The sequence below is a fragment of the Pedobacter namyangjuensis genome, assembly GCF_003313325.1.
GTDB classification, from domain to species: Bacteria; Bacteroidota; Bacteroidia; order Sphingobacteriales; family Sphingobacteriaceae; genus Pedobacter; species Pedobacter namyangjuensis.
In genome coordinates, this window is record NZ_QMHQ01000001.1 from 639287 (window position 1) to 659387 (window position 20101).

Sequence of the window (20101 nt, forward strand, 5' to 3'; positions counted from 1 at the left end):
GCGATTTAATTAAATTTAAATCGCCTTTGGTTTAGCAAAAAAGCTCTTGTTCGTCTCGATCTGCGGTGGGTATCTTTTTTAAAAAATCTGCAAATGCAGGTCCATCGTTATCACTGTATGCGCCATAAGCATCTAGCATGTAGCCGATGTCGCCATCTTTATCTTCTACGAGATATAAAACTGAGCTATCTCCCGGGTCAGACATGCCTTCAAAGCGATAAGTTTTTACAATGGTTAAATCTTCTGGCTTATATATTTTATTAAGGTTAGCCGATTGCATTTTTCCATGATCTGACATCTTAATCTCGTTGTCTCTTCCTTTAAGTCTCAATTTTTCTAAAATCTGACTTACTGTATTCATTTCTCCTGGCTGTTCCATGATGTTATTTGTTGGTATAACTTAAAAACAAAGGGCGTTTGAATTGGTTTTGTTTTTCGCTATAATTATTAAGAATCAATTGCAAACCAAAGCATTATAAAATTGTTCTGTTTTAAACTAAAATAATAACGATGAAAAAATACTTAACATTAGGGTTCGCTTGCGCAATGTTTGCGCTAAGTTCTTGTAGCAAAACAGAAAACAAAATAGGCGTAGCAAATTTGCTTTCTACTGCAGATAATAAAGCTATTGGTACTGCTAACTTCTTCAGCACGTCAGACGGTAAAATAAAAATGGATATCGAGATAAATATGCCAGAAAGAGCTGATAGTACTGTAGCTGTACATTTTCACGAACACGGCGATTGCGGTAACATGGGCGAAAACACACACGGACATTGGAACCCAACCAATGAAGCACATGGAAAGTGGGACAGTAGCGCTTATCATTCTGGCGATATCGGAAACATTAAGTTAGATGGCGAAGGAACTGCAAAGCTTAGTGTAAGTACAGACAGGTGGAGCGTTGACCAAAACGATATTAAAAATATCATTGGAAAGGGTATCATTGTTCACGGTGGAACAGATGATTATACCACACAGCCAACTGGTAATTCTGGGCCAAGAGTGGGTTGCGGAATTATAGAGGCAGTAGCTGCAAAATAAAATTTAGAGGCGATAAATTATTTATCGCCTTTTTTGTGCAATGTTTGGTAAGTGTGCATCATCTTAGAAAAACTAAACAAGATGGCAACCTTAAACATTCCCGCAAACAGCAAGGCCGCAAAAGGACGAAGTAACAAAGCACTTCCTGGTGTAGACCTTACTGCAATGGTCGATTTGGCATTTTTACTCATCACTTTCTTTATGCTTACCACATCCTTAGCAAAAATGAGTGCAATGGATGTAGTTAAGCCTGTACCGATTGAAGATATTACTAATGGAGCACAATATCCCGCTTCACGTACCATGACGATTTTAATGGGCAAAGACAATAAAGCAGTTTATTATGTAGGCGTAACCGAGCCAAAGGAGATGGAGGTAATTAACGTTAACGAATTAAACAAATTTATCGCTCAAAGTAAGGATAAGGTAGCACAAGCAAATAATAACGATCCAAGCAAGCACCTTTTGGTAATTATAAAACCTACCAAAACATCAAACTACAAAAACTTTGTTGATGTAATTGATGAAATGAAAATCGCCAATATCAAAACGTATGCTATCGACGATAAATATATCAACGAAAAAGAACAAGCTTTTATGGATGCTAAAGCACTTTAATTTTTTAACTACAGAAAGAATTTGAAGCGCTTAAGTATTTTATATCTGTCTTTACCCTAAGTTTAACAGCTTAATGAGCTAATGTGCGCTATCGTTTTCGAAGGTGGTAAAAGCGTTAAAAATAAAAAATCCCCGATTTGCGTCGGGGATTTTTATATAATTTGAATTAGAACTAGCCTAACATCGGATTTAAAATCCAATAAATAATTGCTGCTAACAAGGCAGAAACTGGGATGGTTAATACCCAAGCCCAAATTAATTTAACAGTAACGCCCCATTTAACAGCAGATACGCCTTTAGTTAAACCAGAACCGATAATTGAACCGGTAATGGTGTGCGTAGTACTTACAGGAATTTTTAAATGCTCTGTAAAATATAAAGTTAATGCTCCGGCAGTTTCTGCTGTAACACCTTCAAAAGGGGTAACTTTAGTTATTTTAGAGCCCATTGTTTTCACAATCTTCCATCCTCCACTTAACGTACCAGCCGCAATTGCACTATAACATGCTAATGGTATCCATGCAGGCATAGCACCAGCAATTTCTTCGCCATTGGCATCTTTAGAAGGCAAAATTACATGTAGCCATTCTGGTAAACTCTCCATAGAAACACCACTGGTATGTATGTAAACTACAACAGCAGCAGCAATAATTCCCATTACTTTTTGCGAATCGTTACCACCGTGCCCTAAACTAAATGATGCAGAAGAAAGCAATTGCATTTTTCTTAACCACGCAGTTGATTGCGTTTGGTTTAAGCTGCTAAAAATAAGGCAGAAGAAACTAATTGAAAGGATTATAAAACCAACTAACAGCCATTTAATGTTATGCGATTCGAAGATTACGCTGTAAAATTGAGATTCGAAACGTGGATGTTTAATTTCGTTATAAAAATGCATTTGGTCTGTTACAAACCAAACTGTGGCAATCATTAAACTTAAGGTAAATAACTTTGGCCAAATACTTTTTTTGCTCGAGTGCAGTAACCAAACAGAAATAAAATAAGAAACAATAGCACCCAAAAAAGGTGCAAGTACTATAAAGCCAACAATTACCAAAACACCTGTAGGCATTTCTCCAGCTTTACCTTCTTTGTACCAGTTTACCACATTTATACCAGCATGCGCAATAGCTGCGCCTGCAAAACCACCAATTAAAGTGTGCGATGAACTAGACGGAATACCGAACCACCAGGTAAATAGGTTCCAAATAATAGCAGCTATAACCCCGGCCAAAATAACCACCAGGTTTATGTCCATTGTATTGGCAGTTTTCGCAACAGTATCGGCAACGCCAAAACCAAAAACCCAATAGGCTAAAAAGTTAAAAAAGGCAGCCCAAACCACGGCCTGGAAAGGTGTTAAAACTTTTGTAGCAACAATGGTTGCAATTGCATTTGCGGCATCATGAAAACCGTTGATATAATCAAATACCAAGGCCAATCCAATGATCACCAAAAGTAGGGTTAAACTCATCTCTCTTAAGCGTTTTTAACCAAAATAGACTCCAATACGTTTGCTGCGTCCTCACATTTGTCGGTTGCAATTTCTAACGTTTGTAAAATTTCTTTTTGCTTAATTAATTCAATAGCATTGGTTTCAAATTCAAACAAACGAGCTATTGCTAAATTACAAACGTGGTCTGCTTGGTTTTCTGCGCTGTTAATTCTCACGCAAGCATCAGCAATAACGCGTATGTTTTTAAAGCTTCTAAGTTCTTTAATTGCTTTCTCCAAATCGCCGCACATCTCCACCAAAAGCTCAGCAAGTTTTACCATTGCGTCGCCAACATTTGTTAACTGGTAAAGCTCAATGTTTCCTGCAGAGGCGTGAATATAATCCGCAATATCATCAATCGCACTCGCTAAAGTGTGAATATCCTCTCTATCAAAAGGAGTGATGAAATTTTTGCTTAGCTCAATAAAAATTGTGTGGGTAATATCATCACCAACGTGCTCTAAACGCTCAATTTCTTTGGTTGCCTCTTTTCTTTTCTCTAAATCGGTAGCAGTAACGGCTACTAATAAAGCCTCAGCAATTTTTAATACGTTGCTTCCAGCCTGTTCAAATAAAGGTTGAAATTTTTTGTCTTTAGGCGTAAAAAAGCTAAAAATACTATTCATGTTAAATTTTAATATAGCGCAAAGCTACAACGCCAATGTTAAGTTAATGTTAATTCGTTAATATTTAGCAATAGATTAATATTAAAATTTTCTCTAAAAGAAACTGAAAATGAGCGGTTAACGCTTTTCGGTGGCATCAGCCCCGCTTTTTGCTACAAGTCCCTGCGGGCGCTTTCCGCGGCAATCGGGTTTATTTAACTAAAAGCTAATGCTTTTTTGAGCCAGAACAAAGCTAGTTGCTTTTTTGTAAGGTAAATGCAAAAGTGGTACCTATGCTTGGCGTGCTACGTACCGAAATGGTTTGTTGGTGTGCTTCTAAAATATGTTTTACAATTGCCAAGCCCAAACCAGTTCCGCCCTCAACCCTAGATCGGTGAGAATCTATTCGGTAAAAACGTTCGAAAAGCCTTACCAGATGTTTTTCTTCAATGCCTATTCCGTTATCTGTTACTTCAATCAAAAACTGGTCGTGCAGTTCAAAAATTTTAATGGCTGTCATCCCGTTAGGATTGCCATATTTTATAGAGTTTTGAATAAGATTGATAAGCACTTGCCTAATCTTTTCCCTATCGGCGTTTACAAAAGTTGGTGCGGTGTATTTATCTTTAAAAGCAAGTTTTATTTTATGACTTAATGCCCGATCTTCCAAGTTTTCCATTACCTCCTTAGCTAAAAATACAAAATCAAACTTTTGGTAGTTTATCGGAATTTCACCAGTTTCAAGTTTTGAGATAGAATCTAAATCGTTAATCAAGTAACTCAATCGTTCTACATTGTTTTCTGCTTTTTTCAAAAATTTCAGTGCCATATCCGGATCGTCGGTAATGCAATCCTGTAAAGTTTCAATATAGCCTTGTATAGCAAAAAGAGGCGTTTTAAACTCGTGCGATACATTGGAAAGAAACTCACGCCTAAATTGTTCTTGTTTCTTTAGTAAGTCAATTTCCCGCTTTTTTGCACCGGCCCATTCTTTCACCTCGGCTTCAACATCATTTATAGGGTCGGCACTTACATATTCTCCCAATGCTTCCTTTAAATCTTTTCCAAGTTTTAGGTTATGTATCAGCTTATAAATTAATTTTATTTTGGTATAAATGTACTTTTCAAACAAATAGTAAAAAACCAAAAAACTGGTAGCAAAAGAAATTACGAATGATACACCTAGGTAATACCAGCTATGTTGAAAGTAGAAATTGACAATGCCAATTGAAAGCGCTACAGCTAAAGCTGTAATTAACACAAGAACACTAAGCTTCATGCCGGCTAAAATACATTTTATAAATTAATTGGATGTTAAGTTTGCTTATTTGACTTCGCTTTATCAATATGTTTCGTAATTTGGAGCTTTAATTAACCTAAATGGTTTATTTACTATTAAGTATAATTTTAATAATCAACTCGTAAATATGAAACGTTATTTGTTAATCGCCGTGTTAGGCGCAACACAGTTGGCAAATGTTATGGCCCAAGAAAAACCTAAACCTCAAGATACAGAATTTTATACGCCAGTTCCAGCTGTAGTTACGCCTGGTAAAACAATAGCAAATGTTCCTTCGGATGCTATTGTGCTTTTTGATGGCAAAAATTTAGACCAATGGGTTAGTACAAATGATAAGAGCCCGGCGAAGTGGATAGTTAAAGATGGTGTTATAACCGTAGATAAAAGTAAGGGCAATATCGAAACCAAAAAGACTTTTAATAATTACCAACTGCACATAGAATGGTTAATTCCTGCAAATATTAATTTAGAAGGACAATCTAGGGGTAATTCTGGTTTGTTTTTGGCTTCTACTGGCCCTGGCGATGATGGTTACGAATTGCAAATTTTAGACTCTTACAATAATAAAACCTATACCAATGGTCAAGCGGGAAGTATTTACAAGCAAACTGCTCCTTTGGTAAATGCTAATAAAAAGCCAGGCGAATGGCAAACTTACGATGTAATTTGGACGGCTCCGGTATTTAACGAAGACGGAAGTTTAAAAAGTGCGGCGAGAGTTACCGTTCTTTTTAACGGTGTCTTAATTCAAAATAATTTTGAGTTAGCTGGGCCAACACAGTACATCGGAAAGCCATTTTACAAAAAAGCACATGGCGCAACGCCAATCAAATTACAGTCGCATGGCGATAAAAGCGTGCCAATTAGCTTTAAAAATATTTGGGTTAGAGAGTTGTAGTTAAAGAAAGTAAGTGATATCGTCACTTAATGGTTTAAAATATTTCGCGAAATTTATAACGTAATGTCAGTGCTTCGAACTTCAGCGAAAAGCATAAGCTGTGTTGGTGTATTTAGGAATCTAAGAAAATAAAAGGGAAATTTTTTTAATCTTCTATTTCCAACTCGCGAATTTTAAGAAAGCTGTTTTTCTGTTAAATATTTCCAATATCTTTTCGGAACGTGTTTTACGTGCAACTTTGTGTTTTTTCTAGACACAATGTTTGTGCTTTTGAAATAATCTTTCCAAAGGTGTGTGTATAGCTCTTCCTTTTCATTTAGCTGTGCTGATGCTGGTTGCTTAAAGTTTTTTTCTTCGCCAAGTTCTACTGTAATTTCGGTTACTTTCTCGAGGTCGTAGAATAAACCGTAGTGACGTTTAAGGTCGTAAATTATCCATTGTTGGTCAGCATACCTATCTTTAAAATGTTTGGCGATTAGCGGAAGTACATTAAAATCGGGGTCTATCGCACAGTAATAAAAACCATCAGATGTTTGTTGGAAACGAATAAAAGCTTCCATTCTATGTTTTTCTCGTTCTACTTTAGTGGCAATTTGCGAGATGTCTAAAACGTCCTTATTTCCGAAATTTTTTTCGGCACCTACCGGATTTAGGAAAATGTAAGACATAAAATGAAAAAGCGAGTCGAAAGCCTCAGGCTTTTCTGATAAATAGGCGCAATAAACCCTCCTCATCCATTGCTTGCCGAGCTTCTTTTGTAAGCCATTCCAAACGCGATCTGACTTCTGTCTATCGCTAACGATTAAAAAAGATGAAGTAAAAGCATCAGGCTGGTAGGTTTTATCAACTTTCAAAGAGGTATAACCAGGTTTGCGTTCAAACCATTCGAAAACAGCGGTTAGCAGGCCTTCTAAACTTCCATCGAAAATATAAATCATGGCTTCCGTTTTACTAAAACAAAATCAACTGTTGTGTATCTGTTTTTATGTACTTACTTTGGCTTTCAGCTAAAATAAAGCTTTTAATCTGCGTTGCTTGGTAATCTTTTAATTGATAGGGAGAATCCGCACATCTGATAAAGTGTTTAGCTCGGTTGTAAGAAATCCCAATATTTTTTAACTGATGAATGTAAAGCTTACCAAACTTTCGAGCCTGAACAATTTTGTTTGCAGAGCCTACCCCAATTCCCGGAATTCTTAAAATCATTTTATAATCGGCAGTATTAATGTCAACCGGAAAATGCTGTAGATTTCTTAAAGCCCAGCTTAATTTTGGGTCGATATCCACATCTAAATTCGGATTTGCATCGTTTAAAAGCTCATGCACATTAAAACCGTAAAAACGCATCAGCCAATCGGTTTGGTAAAGTCTATTTTCTCTGAGTAAAGGAGGCTGGGTTCCCAAGATTGGCATTCTGCTGTCGTTGCTAATCGGAATGTAGCCCGAATAATAAACTCTGCGCAACGCAAAGTTTTTATAAAATGCATCAGCAGTATGCATAATTTCTTTATCCGTTTCTGGAGTAGCGCCAATTACCATCTGCGTACTTTGGCCTGCCGGCACAAATTTAGGTACGCTTTTAATTAACTTTTTTTCTTCCTTAAACTGTACAATTTGTTTTTGTACATAATCTAGAGGTTTTATAACATCGGTATGGCTTTTTTCTGGCGCAAGTAATTTTAGTCCGCTTTCTGTAGGCATTTCCAAATTAATGCTCATCCGGTCGGCGTACAAACCGGCTTCCTTAATTAATTCGTCGCTAGCACCGGGAATAGTTTTTAAATGGATGTAGCCATTATATTTTTCTTCCAAACGCAATTTTTTAACCACACGGAGCAATCGTTCCATGGTAAAATCTGCATTCTTAAAAATACCAGAACTCAAAAATAAACCTTCTATGTAGTTGCGACGATAAAAGCTCATGGTTAATTCCACTACTTCGTCTACAGTAAAAGCAGCTCGCTCTATATCATTGCTTTTTCTCGAAACGCAGTACGCACAATCGAAAATACAATGATTAGTTAAAAGAATTTTTAATAAAGAAACGCATCGACCATCTTCTGTATAGGTATGGCAAATCCCCGATTTATGTCCGTTCCCCACGCCTTTATTGTCGTTTTTTCTATTGCTTCCGCTTGATGAACAAGACACGTCGTATTTTGCCGCATCAGCTAGAATATTTAATTTTTCCCTTAACCTATCAGACATAACGATTTTATTTACTAACAAAAATAGTAAATAAAACTAAAAATATTAGTTAAAAAGAAATTAGCTTAGCGCTATGCGGAATATATTGAGTGCTTTCTTTTAGAAATCGATAAAAATAGGATTTAATGGATGATTGAAAAATTTTATTGCCTTTGATTTATTTTAGTCCATCCCATTCTTGGTAAAACTGGTCAAGGTAGGCTAACATAAAATCATGTCGTTGCTGAGCCATTTGCTTTCCCGCTTCGGTTTTCATCAAATTTTTTAGCAAAAGCAATTTTTCGTAAAAATGATTAATGGTAGGAGCAGTGGTGTTTTTATATTCATCCTTACTCATATTTAGGTTTGCCTTTATAGCTGGATCGTATAAAACTCGGTTTTTGTAACCTCCATAGGTAAAAGCTCTAGCAATGCCTATGGCGCCAATAGCGTCTAATCTATCCGCATCTTGCACTACATTTAACTCTTTGGAGTTAAACGTTACATTGCCTAAACTTGCCTTGTACGAAAGATTTAAGATGATTTCTTTTACATGAGTAATTGTTTCATCGTCAACACCAATACTTGCTAAAAACTCGCCAGCTTTTCGTGGGCCAATTTCCTCATCGCCATTATTAAACTTGCTATCGGCGATATCATGTAATAACGCTGCCAATTCTACCACAAACGAATTGGCGCCTTCGATTGCATTAATAGTTTTCGCGGTTTTATAAACGCGTTCTATATGAAACCAATCGTGCCCAGTTTCGGCATTAGCAAGTGTTAGTTTAACAAAGTTTATGGTTTGATCGATAATTTGCTGCATGGAAGGAAAATTTCATGCAAGTTATCTCGAATTAATTAAGAAAGGCAACATTGTTGAAAAATGCTGCCTAGTCTTTATTTTTTTAAAACGTCTTTGTTGAAGTATAATAAGTGGGTTACCTCAACCTCTAAAATTATTGCAATGTGAAAAAGTCTATCAAGCGTTATTTTGCTGTAGCCTAATTCAATTTTACTGTAGGCATTCTGCGATATCTCTAACTTCGCTGCCAAATAATCTTGTGTGTAGTTTCTAAACTCTCTAACTTTTCTGATGTTGCCCGCCACAACTTTCATCTCCGCTTTTAACTTATCTTTCATAGAATCATGGTTAGTATCAGACTCTATTAACGTAAAATAAAAATGGGCGGTTTTAAAAAAGAATTGATTTCTTTAAAAACAAGCTTTTTTATTTCGCAGTGCGATAAAATTAAAGTTTTGGTTTAGGTCGCTCTTCATCTGGTCGGCGACTACCGTCATACAATTCGTATTCTAGTAACCTACAGTCAAGCTTACCATTATAAAATTCTATTTTTTTATCTGCCTTTAAGCCTATTTTTTTAGCCAAATCCGGATTTCCAGTGAAGATATAGCCGAAATAACCTTTGCATTTCTTTTTCATGAAATCGCCAATTCGTTTATAGGTTAATTCTAATTTGCTATGTACACCCAATCGTTCGCCATATTCTGGGTTAAAAACTACAACACCTCTGCCTCCTTCGGGTACTTCTGTTTCCTCGAAATCGCAAACCTCAAAAGTAATTAGCCCATCAACACCAGCAGTTTTTGCATTTTTTCGACTCACATCAACCGCATCTTCAGAAATATCCGTAGCAATAATTTTTAGGTCGATATTTTTGATAACCTGATCTTTTAAAACTCTTCGCTCTGCAAAAAATACCTCCTCGTCGTAACCTAAAATGTGCATAAAACCATAATTCATGCGGTATAATCCTGGTCGGCGGTTAGTGGCAATTAATGCCGCTTCAATAGCTAAAGTTCCAGATCCACACATTGGATTTATGAATGGAGATTTTTGATCCCATTGGGTAGCAAGTACTGTGCTAGCGGCCAAAGCTTCTAGCATTGGGGCTTTGCCTGGGATTTTTCTATAACCGTGTTTAGCTAATGTTTCGCCGCTGGTATCAATAAAAACATCAGCTTCATCGTCTTTCCAATATAAGTGTATAACTGTTTTATTATTGTCTGAACCAGAGTTAGGGCGTATATTTTTTTTCTCTCTAAATCTGTCAACAATAGCATCCTTAACCTTTAAATTGGCAAAAAGAGGGGTGGTTATTGTTGGATTGTCTACATTGGATGTAACAGAGAAGTAACCAGCAAAATCGATTATTTCCTCCCATTCCATCTGTATTAAATTGTTGTATAATTCTTCTGGGGTATTTGCCTTAAAACTATTAATGCAATACATAATCTGACTAGCGCACCTTAAATTTAAATTTAGTTTGATACACTCTGTTAAGGTAATATTCAGCTCAACGCCGGTAGAAAATTCTCTTACAATTTCGTACCCTAAAGCGGTAACCTCATCTTGTAAATAGCTAGAAAGCCTTTTGTTGCAGGTAATAATTACCTTGCTTTTAGTTTGAAAAACTTGCATCATAGTGCTACAAAGTTATTAATAAAAACAGAGATATAGCTTTTGCCTTTACAAAGCCTAAATAACTGTGCAATTTAACTATTGGTTTATAAGCGTTGCACCACTAATGTGTGGAAAACTTGATGCATAGATTTGCATAATTCTCGATAAAAATTTAGAGATTTGGTAGGTAAATTATAGTATTGATATGGAAATTAAAGGAAAGGTGCACGAAATCGGTGCATTACAACAGGTAAGTGAGACGTTTAAAAAACGTGATTTAATTGTAGAATATGCAGAAAACCCAACTTATCCTGAATATATTAGATTTGAAGCTTTACAAGATAAAACAGCTTTGTTTGATTCTTTAAAAGCAGGTGATGAGGTTGAAGTATCTTTTAATTTACGTGGTAGACCTTGGACAAACAAAGATGGTGTTACTTCATACTTTAATAGTTTAGTAGTTTGGAGATTAACCCAATTAAGTAATACAGCAGGTGCTGCGGCAGCGCCACAATATGCAGCTCCGGTTGATTTGAATACGCCAGCTGGAGAGGAAGACGATCTTCCGTTCTAAGACCTTTTTTAGGAAACAAATTTGTAAGTAAGCCGTCCCGATATTTCGAGACGGCTTTTTTTATGTTATTAATAGATTTTGAGCGTGTTAAAAATTGTTAAAACAACATATAATCCTTATTACTTCGTTATTTTTGACATACAGTAATGAAAAGCAGAAGCCTTTGGTTAATAACCGCCCTAATGACGTTAGCTTTGCTAGGCGTTTTTGTAATGCAATTGTATTACCTGCGGGAGTCGTATAACCTTAATTCCAGGCTGTTTGAGCAAGATGTAAACCAGGCATTAACTGCGGTGGTAAACAAAGTGCAAAAAAGAAATATTGCTAGCCACATTACCCGAAAAGATTTTGAGGGAAAAGAACAACGTGAGGACGCATTAAGAAGTCATACCGATAGCATAGTTGCCTTCAAAGTTAGGTTTAGAGAGAGTGAGGCTATAAGAAAGTTTAAACAGCAACAACAAGTTATAGATTATTTAAATGCGCAAGACAGCACTATTCGGTCTATGTACATGTCTCCGATAATTATTAGCGAAGAAGAGTTTAAGCTGTATAGCGGTAACTCGCCATCGGGCAACGATTTAAAGATTCAGGTAGAAGACTTAACCGATAGAGTTTCTGGAGAGCGTATTGGCGTCAGGATCAAGCCGTTATTGCCAAAACCGAAAAGAAATTTGCAAATCGGCGGAAGACTTCCCGATACGATTAGATATGTTGCATTGAGTCCGGCTAACATGCTGCCAATTACTATTCATGTGCCTAGCAGCGACCCGGATTTAGTGGCCAAGTTTAAGATTGAAGATGCCAAGGCGGAGAAAAAATATGAAATTGGCCTTAAGAGCTTGTATGCAGATACCGCGGTTTTATACAACGATGCGAGTTTAGATTTGGTGCGAGATGTAGCGCAGGAGCTTACCAATAAAGATATTCCTTTAAGAAAAAGAATTCCCCGATTGGAGGCACTAGACACTTTAATTAGAGCCGAACTGTTAAGCAAAAACATAAATCTTAATTATGATTTTTGGTTAACGCCAGCTAGCAATCGCAAGAATATTATTTATCAAAAAGTGGTAAACGCAGATGAGTTAGCGGTAGATAAAAACACTTTTTCTCAGGTTATTTTTAGTAATGATGTTGCCATTAAAGATCCGGGGATGATTTACCTTAGGTTTCCAAGTGTTAACTCGCTAATCATGAGCAATATGTTTGTGAGCATGGGCTCTTCCATCGCTTTGCTTTTGGTGCTGATATTTATTTTTGCCTATACCATTTACGCAATTATCCGCCAGAAAAAAATAACAGAAATGAAAACGGATTTTATTAACAATATGACCCATGAGTTTAAAACACCTGTAGCAACAATTATGATTGCCAGCGAGGCGTTAAAAGACCCAGAGGTTGTAGAAGATAAAAGCAGAATTAGCAGATTGGCAGGTATTATTTACGATGAAAATATTCGATTGGGCAACCATATTGAGCGTGTATTGAGCGTAGCCAGATTAGAGAAAAAAGAAATAAAATTAGAATCTAATCCCGTTGCGGTTAACGATTTGATTAATGCGGTAGTAGATAGTATGAGTTTACAGTTGCAAAAACGTAATGCACACGTTGCTTTAAGTTTAAATGCTGTTGATGACATTGTAATTGGTGACGAACTACACTTATCTAACGTTATTTACAACTTGATAGATAACGCCAACAAATATAGTACAGCGGATCCACAGATTACCATTAGCACAAAAAGCAGTCTTCAGAAACTGATAATTGAAGTAGCTGATAAAGGTATCGGGATGACAAAAGATCAAACTAAACGCATTTTTGATCAGTTTTATAGAGTGCCAACAGGAAACCTTCATGATGTAAAGGGTTTTGGTTTGGGCTTAAACTACGTTCAGGATATTGTAACGCAAATGAACGGAACAATTAAAGTACATAGCGAAAAAGATAAAGGAACCACTTTCGAAGTAATATTACCATTTAAACGCAACAATTAAATTATGAAGAAGATCTTATTAGTTGAAGATGACCCAAATTTAGGATTATTACTGCAGGACTATTTACAGTTAAAAGGGAAGTTTGATGTGGTGTTATGTACGGATGGTGAAGAAGGGTTAAAAGCATTTGGCAAACAAAATTTCGACTTGTGCATTTTGGATGTGATGATGCCGAAAAAAGATGGTTTTACACTAGGTAAAGAAATTAGAAAAGCAAACCAGCATGTGCCAATTATTTTTGCTACGGCAAAAGCAATGATGGAGGATAAAGCGTCTGCCTACGACTTAGGTGGCGATGACTACATTACCAAGCCTTTTAGGATAGAAGAATTGTTGTTGCGCATTAATGCCTTGTTAAAACGTGTGGCAAGCAAAGAAGCTAGTAGTAACGAACCAGCTCAAACTAATTTCCAAATTGGTAAATATACTTTTGATTATACTACGCAACTTATCCACTTCGATGGCCAACAACAAAAGCTTTCTACCAAAGAAGCCGAACTTTTGCAATTGTTATGCCTAAAGAAAAATACGGTTTTAACTAGGGAAGAAGCTTTGCTAAGCATTTGGCATGATGATAACTACTTTAACGGAAGAAGTATGGATGTTTTCTTAAGCAAGTTACGTAAATACTTAAGAGACGATCCGAAAGTTGAAATTTTAAACGTACACGGTAAAGGATATAAGTTGATTGTGAACTAGTCCCAGTAAAGTTTAAATCTAAAGGCATAAAAAAATCCCTTGTAATTTTACAAGGGATTTTTGCATTTATAACAACGATGTTCGAACAATGTCGTTTCCACTGTCGCCCCAATCTTTTAGGGCTTTCTTTAAGATATCGGTTAAACTCTTCGTATCTACGGCTTTCCCTTTAGCCGGAATTTTTATTTTGTCTGCAGTAATTGGTTCGTCTGTAACTGCAGTTGCAAACCAAGTTGTATGTTCTCTAGGCAACGCTATACCCAAAATCATTCCGGGTAAACCGGTAAATGATTCTGGTCCGCCAGCAACCGGAATTTCATCCGTATAAAAAGCGACCACGTAAACAGAATCCATGATTACGGCATTTGCTCTTCTGCAATCATAACCGGCAATGTTTCTAAACTCATCTGTAATCTTCCAAGTAATTTTTCTTGTACTGTCTTTTAACAGGTAGGTTTCTTCAAAAACCTTTTTTTGTGTAACACTTGTAGCATTTTCTACATTGGTGTAAATAGTATTGTTTTGTTGTGCAGATGCCAAATTAAACCAACTATTTGGCGGTACGTTATCAGGCTCTGGTGTAAAAACAGTTTCGTTTTTGTTAAACGTTAACTTGCTTTTTAAGGTCTTAAATTGCGGATTATTTCGTTGATAATCCTCTAAGATTTTTGGCCCGAAATTATCATTTGGATAACGCTTTAATTGTTCTTTAATCAAAGCAATTACATTTACACGTTTTTCGTACTCTATAACGCCGCTTGTTGCAAAACGTGCGTTTTGAGCAAGTGCTGTCTGTCCAACCAAAAGTGTTAAACAAAGCATCAATAAGTTTTTAATCTTCATTTTATTATTATTTAGTTGTGCCACCCATTTTATTAAAATCCCAAACTAAAGAGAACATGTAATACCTATTAATGTTGTTATAGCTGGTTTGCGTAATAGAGTTCGCAGATGCAAAACGTCTAAAACCACGATTTTGGTTTAGTAAATCATTTCCTTTAAGTACCAATTTTAAATCATCCTTTTTAAAGAAGCTCTTTGTAATTGACGAGTTGATAATCATTTGCTCAAAACTGCTATCGAAAGAAGCAGATTTTGGTTGGTAGTTGTATTCTGCATCTGCTTGTATGGTTATCTTTTTAGGCAATATCACTTTAAAACTTCCGTATCCGCTCGTTCCCCATCCTTTATTGCTTAATGATTTATTGATAGATGCAACTTGCGAGTTATAGCTAGGCCCAAAACTTAAATCAAGTTCAAATTTATCTTTATATCTGCTAATGCTTGCCCTTGGGCTAATTGATGTACTCGTAGTTTTGTTTAGGTTGGTGTTAATGTAGTTAAAACTTTCGCTACCGTTGGCGCTTAAATTAATACCGGCATTAAAATCGGCAAGATCAATTTTTCTTCTAAAACCACCCCAAAGGCTATAATTCGAGGGCATTTTCTCTCTCAAGTTAATAGCTTGCCTAAGTGATCTTCCCTCGTCATCGGTTGTGGTGTTATTTACAATTTGATTACTAACTGTGCTGTAATAAGCGCTAAAGTATAACGATTGGTTAGCTAGCACTTTGTAAGAGTTGTAATTAATATTAATGCTGTTACTATAAGACGGTTTCAAATCCGGGTTACCCAACGGAATGTTTAAAGGGTCTGTATTTACTCTTACAGGTTGCAATTGCTCTACCGTTGGTTGGTTTGTATAACCATTATAGCTAACGCGAAGCGATTTTTGTGCAGAAAACCTATACTGATAACTTGCTTGAGGTATCCAGTTTAAGAAGCTTCTTTTGTAAGATTGGTTAGAAATAGCTTCGTACTGATCAAAATTTACCGCATTAATTTTTGTGCCGAAGTTTAACGTACTTTTAGGTTTTTTATAGTTAAAAACCACACCTGCTTGGTTTGAGTATTGCGTAGCCTTAAAATCGTTACTAAATTCTGTATCTAGCTGGTCGTAATTTCCAGGACTAGAAGCATTAAAAGATTTTTTATCAGCTCTGCTGTAATTAATGCCAAAACCATAGTTAAGTATTAAAGAGAAGGTTTTGGAAAGAGGCTCATTATAGGTAATGTTCGACGTAAAAACAGAATTTTTGGTATTGTTGGTCTTAAACTGATCAACTACTTCACTGCTGGTTTGCAGCTCATTAGGGTCAAAAAAACTGTTGGTAGACTTTAAAAAGCCTTCGTTGTCGTTTTCACTTAATCGCTGGCTAACGTTAACGGTATAACTACGACCAGTTTTCTTAAGTTTTTTGGTCAAAAAAGCAGTCATGTTAAATACTTGATCCTTGCCATCGCTACTGTTGGTTCTTTCGGTGGTATTTAGCAAGGTGCCATCACCACGTAATCCCGTACTGTTATTGATGGATTCGCTATCACTATTTTTCAAGGTTCCATCTACTGTAACCTTCAAATTTGTAGTGCTATCTATTTTAATCGTGTAAATTGCATCTAGTTTCTGTCTAAAAATATAGCGGTCAGAGTTTTCATCGGTGTTGCTATTAATTACACCCGACGGATTATTTGTTGTGGCTGGTAGGTTGTTCTGGTTAATCGTATTCTTAGTTGCCTTAACACCCAAAGAACCAATTTTATAATTAGTATTTATGCTTTCCTTATCTCCATTCCATTTTGTGTCGTAATGCGCTCCGCCGTTATAAGCTCTAGGAATGCCTTCGCCACCGTACTGGCCACCGTAGTTATCTATTTCATCGCCACTACCGCTAAAATAAAAGCCGCCATCAAACATTTCCATGTTGTTGTTGCCGGTATTGTACTTACTGGCATCATCCCAGCTTAAACCGGTTTTGCCGTTGTTGGCTGCGGTTCCGTATAAAGAGAATTTTTGCTTGGCTTTAAATCTGTTAAACATTACCTGCGCATCATAAAAACCTTCGGTACCTGCTCCGGCATCAACTTTTCCGAAATAACCGCTTTTCTTATCTTCCTTTAAAATAACGTTTAGGGTGGTGGCTTTCTGGCCATCATCTACACCCGTAAAGGCTGCTTGTTCGCTGGCTTTGTCAAATAGTTGCACTTTATCAACCATATCGGCACGTAAATTTCGTGTAGCTAACGTTGGGTCATCGCCAAAAAATTCCTCTCCATCTACCAATACTTTGGTTACGGTTTTGCCTTGGGCAGTAATCTTTCCGTCTTTATCAATCTGCATCCCCGGAAACTTTTTCAGTAAATCTTCAACTTTATCGTTAGGTTGTATGGCGTATGCAGCAGCATTAAATTCGGTAGTATCTCCTTTAATTTTTATAGCTGCAGCTTGCCCCTTAATTAAAACCTCGTTAAGCAAAGTTGCTTTAAGCTTCATGTTAATTTGCTTAAAATCTAAACTGGTTTTGCTAGAGTCTAAAGTAAAACTAGAAACATAATCTGCATATTCAGGATAAGTTAATAGCAGAATAAAATTTCCCTTTTTCATTGGGCTAATCAGGAAGTCGCCTTTGGCATTTGCTCTTGTAAACTTGTAAAGTGTAGAGTCTTTCGCGTTTAAAACGCTAATAGATGCATTTTGCAACATACTTTTATTTGCCGAATCGGCAACAATACCTTTAACCTGATAGGGGTTTTGGGCAAAGAGAGCGGTGCAAACGCATAAGGATAGCAATAATGCCAAGCTTATAGTTTTCATTCTTTTGGGTTTTGTTTGGTTCTTAAAAGTATAACTAAAAATTTAATACTAAAAATTTAGTTGGAAGATTTTAACATTAAATAACATTATTTAACATTAGCAAAAACTAAGCGTAGCGGTTTTTTGAAAAGCAATGGCAGCAACATTTTTTAATATCAGTCCTTCTTTACGCTATAGCCCCGATAAATCCGATAACTCGGATCGGGGGCTGTCGCTTCAATAAGGTTTATTTATGTTCTTTTTCTGCTAAAATTCACGTTAAAATTGCAAAAGCCGTATCTTCACACACCTTTGAAACAATGTAAGCTAATGCAATCTACTGCCGAAGAAACCCAACCTGCCCAACTTGCCGCTAAATTTATTAATCAAACTTCGAGGCATATTTTTTTAACCGGAAAAGCAGGTACAGGCAAAACCACGTTTTTGCGCAACCTAATTTCCTTAACACACAAAAAGGCAGTTATTGTTGCTCCAACAGGTATTGCCGCCATTAACGCAAACGGTGTAACAATTCATTCTCTTTTTCAATTGCCATTTGGTACCTTTTTGCCAAAAACTGCCACGGGTAGCGAGTTAAAAGAATATCAGCATTATAATACGCCAAAATCCATCATCAGGCACTTAAACATGAATTCGGTAAAACGCAGAGTTTTGCTCGATTTAGAATTGCTGGTAATAGACGAGGTGAGTATGTTGCGTGCCGATTTGTTGGATGCAATTGATACGGTTTTACGTTACATTAGAAAAAACAATTCAAATTTTGGTGGTGTTCAGGTACTTTTCATCGGCGATTTGCACCAATTGCCACCGGTTGTAAAAAACGAAGAATGGAATTTACTGAGTCAGTTTTATAACAGCGCTTTCTTTTTTGATGCATTGGCTTTAGAGAAAAATCCACCGGTTTACATCGAATTGGAAAAAATCTATCGCCAATCTGACGAAACTTTTATTTCCCTTTTAAATAACCTTCGCAATAATGTAGTTACAGATCAGGATATCGCTCTGCTTAAAACTTATTTTAAAGAAAATTATAAGCCTTTATTAACGGATAATTACATAACGCTTACCACGCACAATCATAAAGCAGATACGTTAAACAGAAATAGTTTAAAGGAGTTGCCGGGCAAATCTTTCTTTTATAATGCGGAGGTTGAAAAGGACTTTGCAGAAAGCGCTTTTCCGGCAGACAAGTCTCTTGAGCTAAAAGTTGGCGCACAGGTAATGTTCATCAAAAATGATCCAACTGGCGAGCAACGGTTTTTTAATGGAAAACTAGCGGTGGTTAAAAAACTTACCGCCGATAGTATTGAACTTTTGCCAGATGGAGCGACCTATTCGTTAACAGTAGAAAAATATACTTGGAAAAATATTAGATATAACACCAATAAAACCACCAACGAAATTGAAGAGGAAATTATCGGCACCTTTACACAGTTTCCGCTAAAATTGGCCTGGGCAATTACGGTGCATAAAAGTCAGGGTTTAACTTTTGATAAAGCAATAATTGATATTGGAGATGCCTTTGCACCTGGGCAAATTTATGTGGCATTATCTAGGTTGCGATCACTTAATGGTTTAGTGCTTACCTCATTAATTTCTAACAAAGGCATAAGACAAGATCAGAATGTTACTTATTTTGCACGCACCAAAGATCAGCAGGAAGATTTAGCTGTTCAGATAAAAAAGGAAAGCGATGCGTTTTTAAGGTTTTCTTTATTGCAGGCTTTTAATTTCAGTAATTTAGATAATTATGTTTTTGAGCATGTTTTCAGTTATACTAAAGACGAAAAAAGATCTACAAAACAAACGCATTTGCCTTGGGCGGTTAAGTTGCAACAAGAACTAATCGCTTCCAGAAATCATGCTGATAAATTTCTGAAGCAGATTGAAAGACTGTTTGTTGTTGGCGATACGGAAAGTTTAAATATGCTTTTAGAGCGAACTACAGCCGCCGAAAATTATTTTATTCCACAGTTAACTGCTTTTAGCGAATCTATTTTTTCGCTAATGGAGGTGGCAAAAACCCAAAAGCAAACCAAAGAATTTTTAGCGGAATTGGTAGAGATGGAAGCAATGTTTTTTGAGCAGTTTAAAAAAATAAAAAAGGCAAAGGCAATGTTAGCGAGTTCAATTTTAGGCCAAGAGCTAAGTAAGGAAGCCGTGTTGGCATTGTACCGTAGCGCAAAACGCGAAGAGTTGATAAAACAGGCTTACACTTTGCCAAATAAAGAAGAACTTAAACCAGGTTCTGCAGATTTTTACAGCAAGGCAAAACCTAAAAAAGTTAAAGAACCAAAAGAGCCTAAAGAAGATACGAAAGAGATTACGTTAAAGCTTTTTAAAGATGGACAAACCATTATAGAAATAGCCGCAACCCGAAAAATGTCTACAGGAACCATAGAAGGTCATTTAGCATATTTTGTTGCTAGGCAAGAATTAGCAGCTAGCGAATTGGTGCCGAGTAGAAAGTTACAGGAAATTACCGCTACCATTGTAAAGCTTAAATCGGTAAAACTAAACGAGATACGTGAACATTTAGGGAAGGCTTACGGTTTCGGTGAAATTAAAATCGCCATTGCAGCCTATTTAGTAGATGGAAATTAGCATTAA

Annotated in this window: 18 protein-coding genes; 7 read left to right on the top strand and 11 right to left on the bottom strand. The window is 36.4% G+C overall.

Annotated elements, in window-relative coordinates; all coding sequences use genetic code 11:
* Nucleotides 1–31: 31 nt before the first annotated feature.
* A complete protein-coding gene (locus DUT69_RS02920) occupies nucleotides 32–379 on the bottom strand; it encodes a hypothetical protein (RefSeq protein ID WP_113651631.1) in 348 nt (115 codons plus the stop codon).
* A 131-nt stretch (nucleotides 380–510) separates the two neighbouring features.
* Between DUT69_RS02920 and DUT69_RS02925 the strand changes: the two genes are divergently transcribed.
* Both DUT69_RS02925 and DUT69_RS02930 read left to right on the top strand, forming a co-directional pair.
* Nucleotides 511–1044: a superoxide dismutase family protein gene (locus tag DUT69_RS02925; RefSeq protein WP_113651632.1), complete on the top strand. Its 534-nt coding sequence runs from the start codon at nucleotides 511–513 to the stop codon at nucleotides 1042–1044.
* Between the two features lie 81 nt (nucleotides 1045–1125).
* Nucleotides 1126–1662 carry an ExbD/TolR family protein gene (locus tag DUT69_RS02930; RefSeq protein WP_113651633.1) on the top strand — a complete coding sequence of 179 codons (537 nt, stop codon included), beginning with the start codon at nucleotides 1126–1128 and terminating at the stop codon, nucleotides 1660–1662.
* A gap of 172 nt (nucleotides 1663–1834) precedes the next feature.
* On the opposite strand, the gene DUT69_RS02935 is transcribed toward DUT69_RS02930, so the two are convergent.
* From DUT69_RS02935 to DUT69_RS02945, 3 genes are all read right to left on the bottom strand, one after another.
* Nucleotides 1835–3136: an inorganic phosphate transporter gene (locus DUT69_RS02935; RefSeq protein ID WP_113651634.1), complete on the bottom strand. Its 1302-nt coding sequence runs from the start codon at nucleotides 3134–3136 to the stop codon at nucleotides 1835–1837.
* 5 nt (nucleotides 3137–3141) lie between these two features.
* The gene (locus DUT69_RS02940; RefSeq protein ID WP_113651635.1) at nucleotides 3142–3783 is read right to left on the bottom strand and encodes a DUF47 domain-containing protein; all 642 of its coding nucleotides are present in this window, start codon (nucleotides 3781–3783) and stop codon (nucleotides 3142–3144) included.
* 232 nt (nucleotides 3784–4015) lie between these two features.
* The gene (locus DUT69_RS02945) at nucleotides 4016–5041 is read right to left on the bottom strand and encodes a sensor histidine kinase (RefSeq protein WP_113651636.1); all 1026 of its coding nucleotides are present in this window, start codon (nucleotides 5039–5041) and stop codon (nucleotides 4016–4018) included.
* Between the two features lie 148 nt (nucleotides 5042–5189).
* Here DUT69_RS02945 and DUT69_RS02950 point away from each other — a divergent pair, with 148 nt between their 5' ends.
* Nucleotides 5190–5960: a 3-keto-disaccharide hydrolase gene (locus DUT69_RS02950; protein WP_113651637.1), complete on the top strand. Its 771-nt coding sequence runs from the start codon at nucleotides 5190–5192 to the stop codon at nucleotides 5958–5960.
* A 173-nt stretch (nucleotides 5961–6133) separates the two neighbouring features.
* Here the strand turns inward: DUT69_RS02950 and DUT69_RS02955 are convergent, their stop codons facing one another.
* From DUT69_RS02955 to DUT69_RS02975, 5 genes are all read right to left on the bottom strand, one after another.
* Nucleotides 6134–6898: a TIGR03915 family putative DNA repair protein gene (locus DUT69_RS02955; protein WP_113651638.1), complete on the bottom strand. Its 765-nt coding sequence runs from the start codon at nucleotides 6896–6898 to the stop codon at nucleotides 6134–6136.
* Between the two features lie 13 nt (nucleotides 6899–6911).
* The gene (locus DUT69_RS02960; RefSeq protein WP_113651639.1) at nucleotides 6912–8168 is read right to left on the bottom strand and encodes a putative DNA modification/repair radical SAM protein; all 1257 of its coding nucleotides are present in this window, start codon (nucleotides 8166–8168) and stop codon (nucleotides 6912–6914) included.
* Nucleotides 8169–8325: 157 nt separating this feature from the next.
* Nucleotides 8326–8973: an HD domain-containing protein gene (locus tag DUT69_RS02965; protein WP_113651640.1), complete on the bottom strand. Its 648-nt coding sequence runs from the start codon at nucleotides 8971–8973 to the stop codon at nucleotides 8326–8328.
* A gap of 74 nt (nucleotides 8974–9047) precedes the next feature.
* On the bottom strand, nucleotides 9048–9290 hold the full coding sequence (locus DUT69_RS02970; protein ID WP_113651641.1) for a helix-turn-helix domain-containing protein: 243 nt from the start codon (nucleotides 9288–9290) through the stop codon (nucleotides 9048–9050).
* Nucleotides 9291–9399: 109 nt separating this feature from the next.
* The gene (locus DUT69_RS02975; protein WP_113652463.1) at nucleotides 9400–10590 is read right to left on the bottom strand and encodes a THUMP domain-containing class I SAM-dependent RNA methyltransferase; all 1191 of its coding nucleotides are present in this window, start codon (nucleotides 10588–10590) and stop codon (nucleotides 9400–9402) included.
* A 187-nt stretch (nucleotides 10591–10777) separates the two neighbouring features.
* Here DUT69_RS02975 and DUT69_RS02980 point away from each other — a divergent pair, with 187 nt between their 5' ends.
* The 3 genes from DUT69_RS02980 to DUT69_RS02990 all read left to right on the top strand — a co-directional run bounded on the left by DUT69_RS02980 (nucleotide 10778) and on the right by DUT69_RS02990 (nucleotide 13839).
* Complete coding sequence (locus DUT69_RS02980) at nucleotides 10778–11146, top strand: DUF3127 domain-containing protein (protein WP_113651642.1); 369 nt, start codon at nucleotides 10778–10780, stop codon at nucleotides 11144–11146.
* 146 nt (nucleotides 11147–11292) lie between these two features.
* Nucleotides 11293–13140 carry a sensor histidine kinase gene (locus DUT69_RS02985; RefSeq protein WP_113651643.1) on the top strand — a complete coding sequence of 616 codons (1848 nt, stop codon included), beginning with the start codon at nucleotides 11293–11295 and terminating at the stop codon, nucleotides 13138–13140.
* Nucleotides 13141–13143: 3 nt separating this feature from the next.
* A complete protein-coding gene (locus DUT69_RS02990; protein ID WP_113651644.1) occupies nucleotides 13144–13839 on the top strand; it encodes a response regulator transcription factor in 696 nt (231 codons plus the stop codon).
* 66 nt (nucleotides 13840–13905) lie between these two features.
* Here DUT69_RS02990 and DUT69_RS02995 read toward each other — a convergent pair whose 3' ends face one another.
* Both DUT69_RS02995 and DUT69_RS03000 read right to left on the bottom strand, forming a co-directional pair.
* Nucleotides 13906–14682, bottom strand: a complete 777-nt coding sequence (locus DUT69_RS02995; RefSeq protein WP_240186644.1) for a GLPGLI family protein — start codon at nucleotides 14680–14682, stop codon at nucleotides 13906–13908.
* A gap of 7 nt (nucleotides 14683–14689) precedes the next feature.
* A complete protein-coding gene (locus DUT69_RS03000; protein WP_113651645.1) occupies nucleotides 14690–17491 on the bottom strand; it encodes an outer membrane beta-barrel protein in 2802 nt (933 codons plus the stop codon).
* A 309-nt stretch (nucleotides 17492–17800) separates the two neighbouring features.
* On the opposite strand from DUT69_RS03000, the gene DUT69_RS03005 reads away from it, so the two are divergent.
* Nucleotides 17801–20095, top strand: coding sequence for a helix-turn-helix domain-containing protein (locus DUT69_RS03005; protein WP_113651646.1), 2295 nt, complete (start codon nucleotides 17801–17803; stop codon nucleotides 20093–20095).
* Nucleotides 20096–20101: the final 6 nt, after the last annotated feature.

Coding starts and splice junctions, on each gene's coding strand:
- DUT69_RS02920 (WP_113651631.1), bottom strand. CDS start 379: ATGGAACAGCCAGGAGAAATGAATACAGTAAGTCAGATTTTAGAAAAA.
- DUT69_RS02925 (WP_113651632.1), top strand. CDS start 511: ATGAAAAAATACTTAACATTAGGGTTCGCTTGCGCAATGTTTGCGCTA.
- DUT69_RS02930 (WP_113651633.1), top strand. CDS start 1,126: ATGGCAACCTTAAACATTCCCGCAAACAGCAAGGCCGCAAAAGGACGA.
- DUT69_RS02935 (WP_113651634.1), bottom strand. CDS start 3,136: ATGAGTTTAACCCTACTTTTGGTGATCATTGGATTGGCCTTGGTATTT.
- DUT69_RS02940 (WP_113651635.1), bottom strand. CDS start 3,783: ATGAATAGTATTTTTAGCTTTTTTACGCCTAAAGACAAAAAATTTCAA.
- DUT69_RS02945 (WP_113651636.1), bottom strand. CDS start 5,041: ATGAAGCTTAGTGTTCTTGTGTTAATTACAGCTTTAGCTGTAGCGCTT.
- DUT69_RS02950 (WP_113651637.1), top strand. CDS start 5,190: ATGAAACGTTATTTGTTAATCGCCGTGTTAGGCGCAACACAGTTGGCA.
- DUT69_RS02955 (WP_113651638.1), bottom strand. CDS start 6,898: ATGATTTATATTTTCGATGGAAGTTTAGAAGGCCTGCTAACCGCTGTT.
- DUT69_RS02960 (WP_113651639.1), bottom strand. CDS start 8,168: ATGTCTGATAGGTTAAGGGAAAAATTAAATATTCTAGCTGATGCGGCA.
- DUT69_RS02965 (WP_113651640.1), bottom strand. CDS start 8,973: ATGCAGCAAATTATCGATCAAACCATAAACTTTGTTAAACTAACACTT.
- DUT69_RS02970 (WP_113651641.1), bottom strand. CDS start 9,290: ATGAAAGATAAGTTAAAAGCGGAGATGAAAGTTGTGGCGGGCAACATC.
- DUT69_RS02975 (WP_113652463.1), bottom strand. CDS start 10,590: ATGCAAGTTTTTCAAACTAAAAGCAAGGTAATTATTACCTGCAACAAA.
- DUT69_RS02980 (WP_113651642.1), top strand. CDS start 10,778: ATGGAAATTAAAGGAAAGGTGCACGAAATCGGTGCATTACAACAGGTA.
- DUT69_RS02985 (WP_113651643.1), top strand. CDS start 11,293: ATGAAAAGCAGAAGCCTTTGGTTAATAACCGCCCTAATGACGTTAGCT.
- DUT69_RS02990 (WP_113651644.1), top strand. CDS start 13,144: ATGAAGAAGATCTTATTAGTTGAAGATGACCCAAATTTAGGATTATTA.
- DUT69_RS02995 (WP_240186644.1), bottom strand. CDS start 14,682: ATGAAGATTAAAAACTTATTGATGCTTTGTTTAACACTTTTGGTTGGA.
- DUT69_RS03000 (WP_113651645.1), bottom strand. CDS start 17,491: ATGAAAACTATAAGCTTGGCATTATTGCTATCCTTATGCGTTTGCACC.
- DUT69_RS03005 (WP_113651646.1), top strand. CDS start 17,801: ATGCAATCTACTGCCGAAGAAACCCAACCTGCCCAACTTGCCGCTAAA.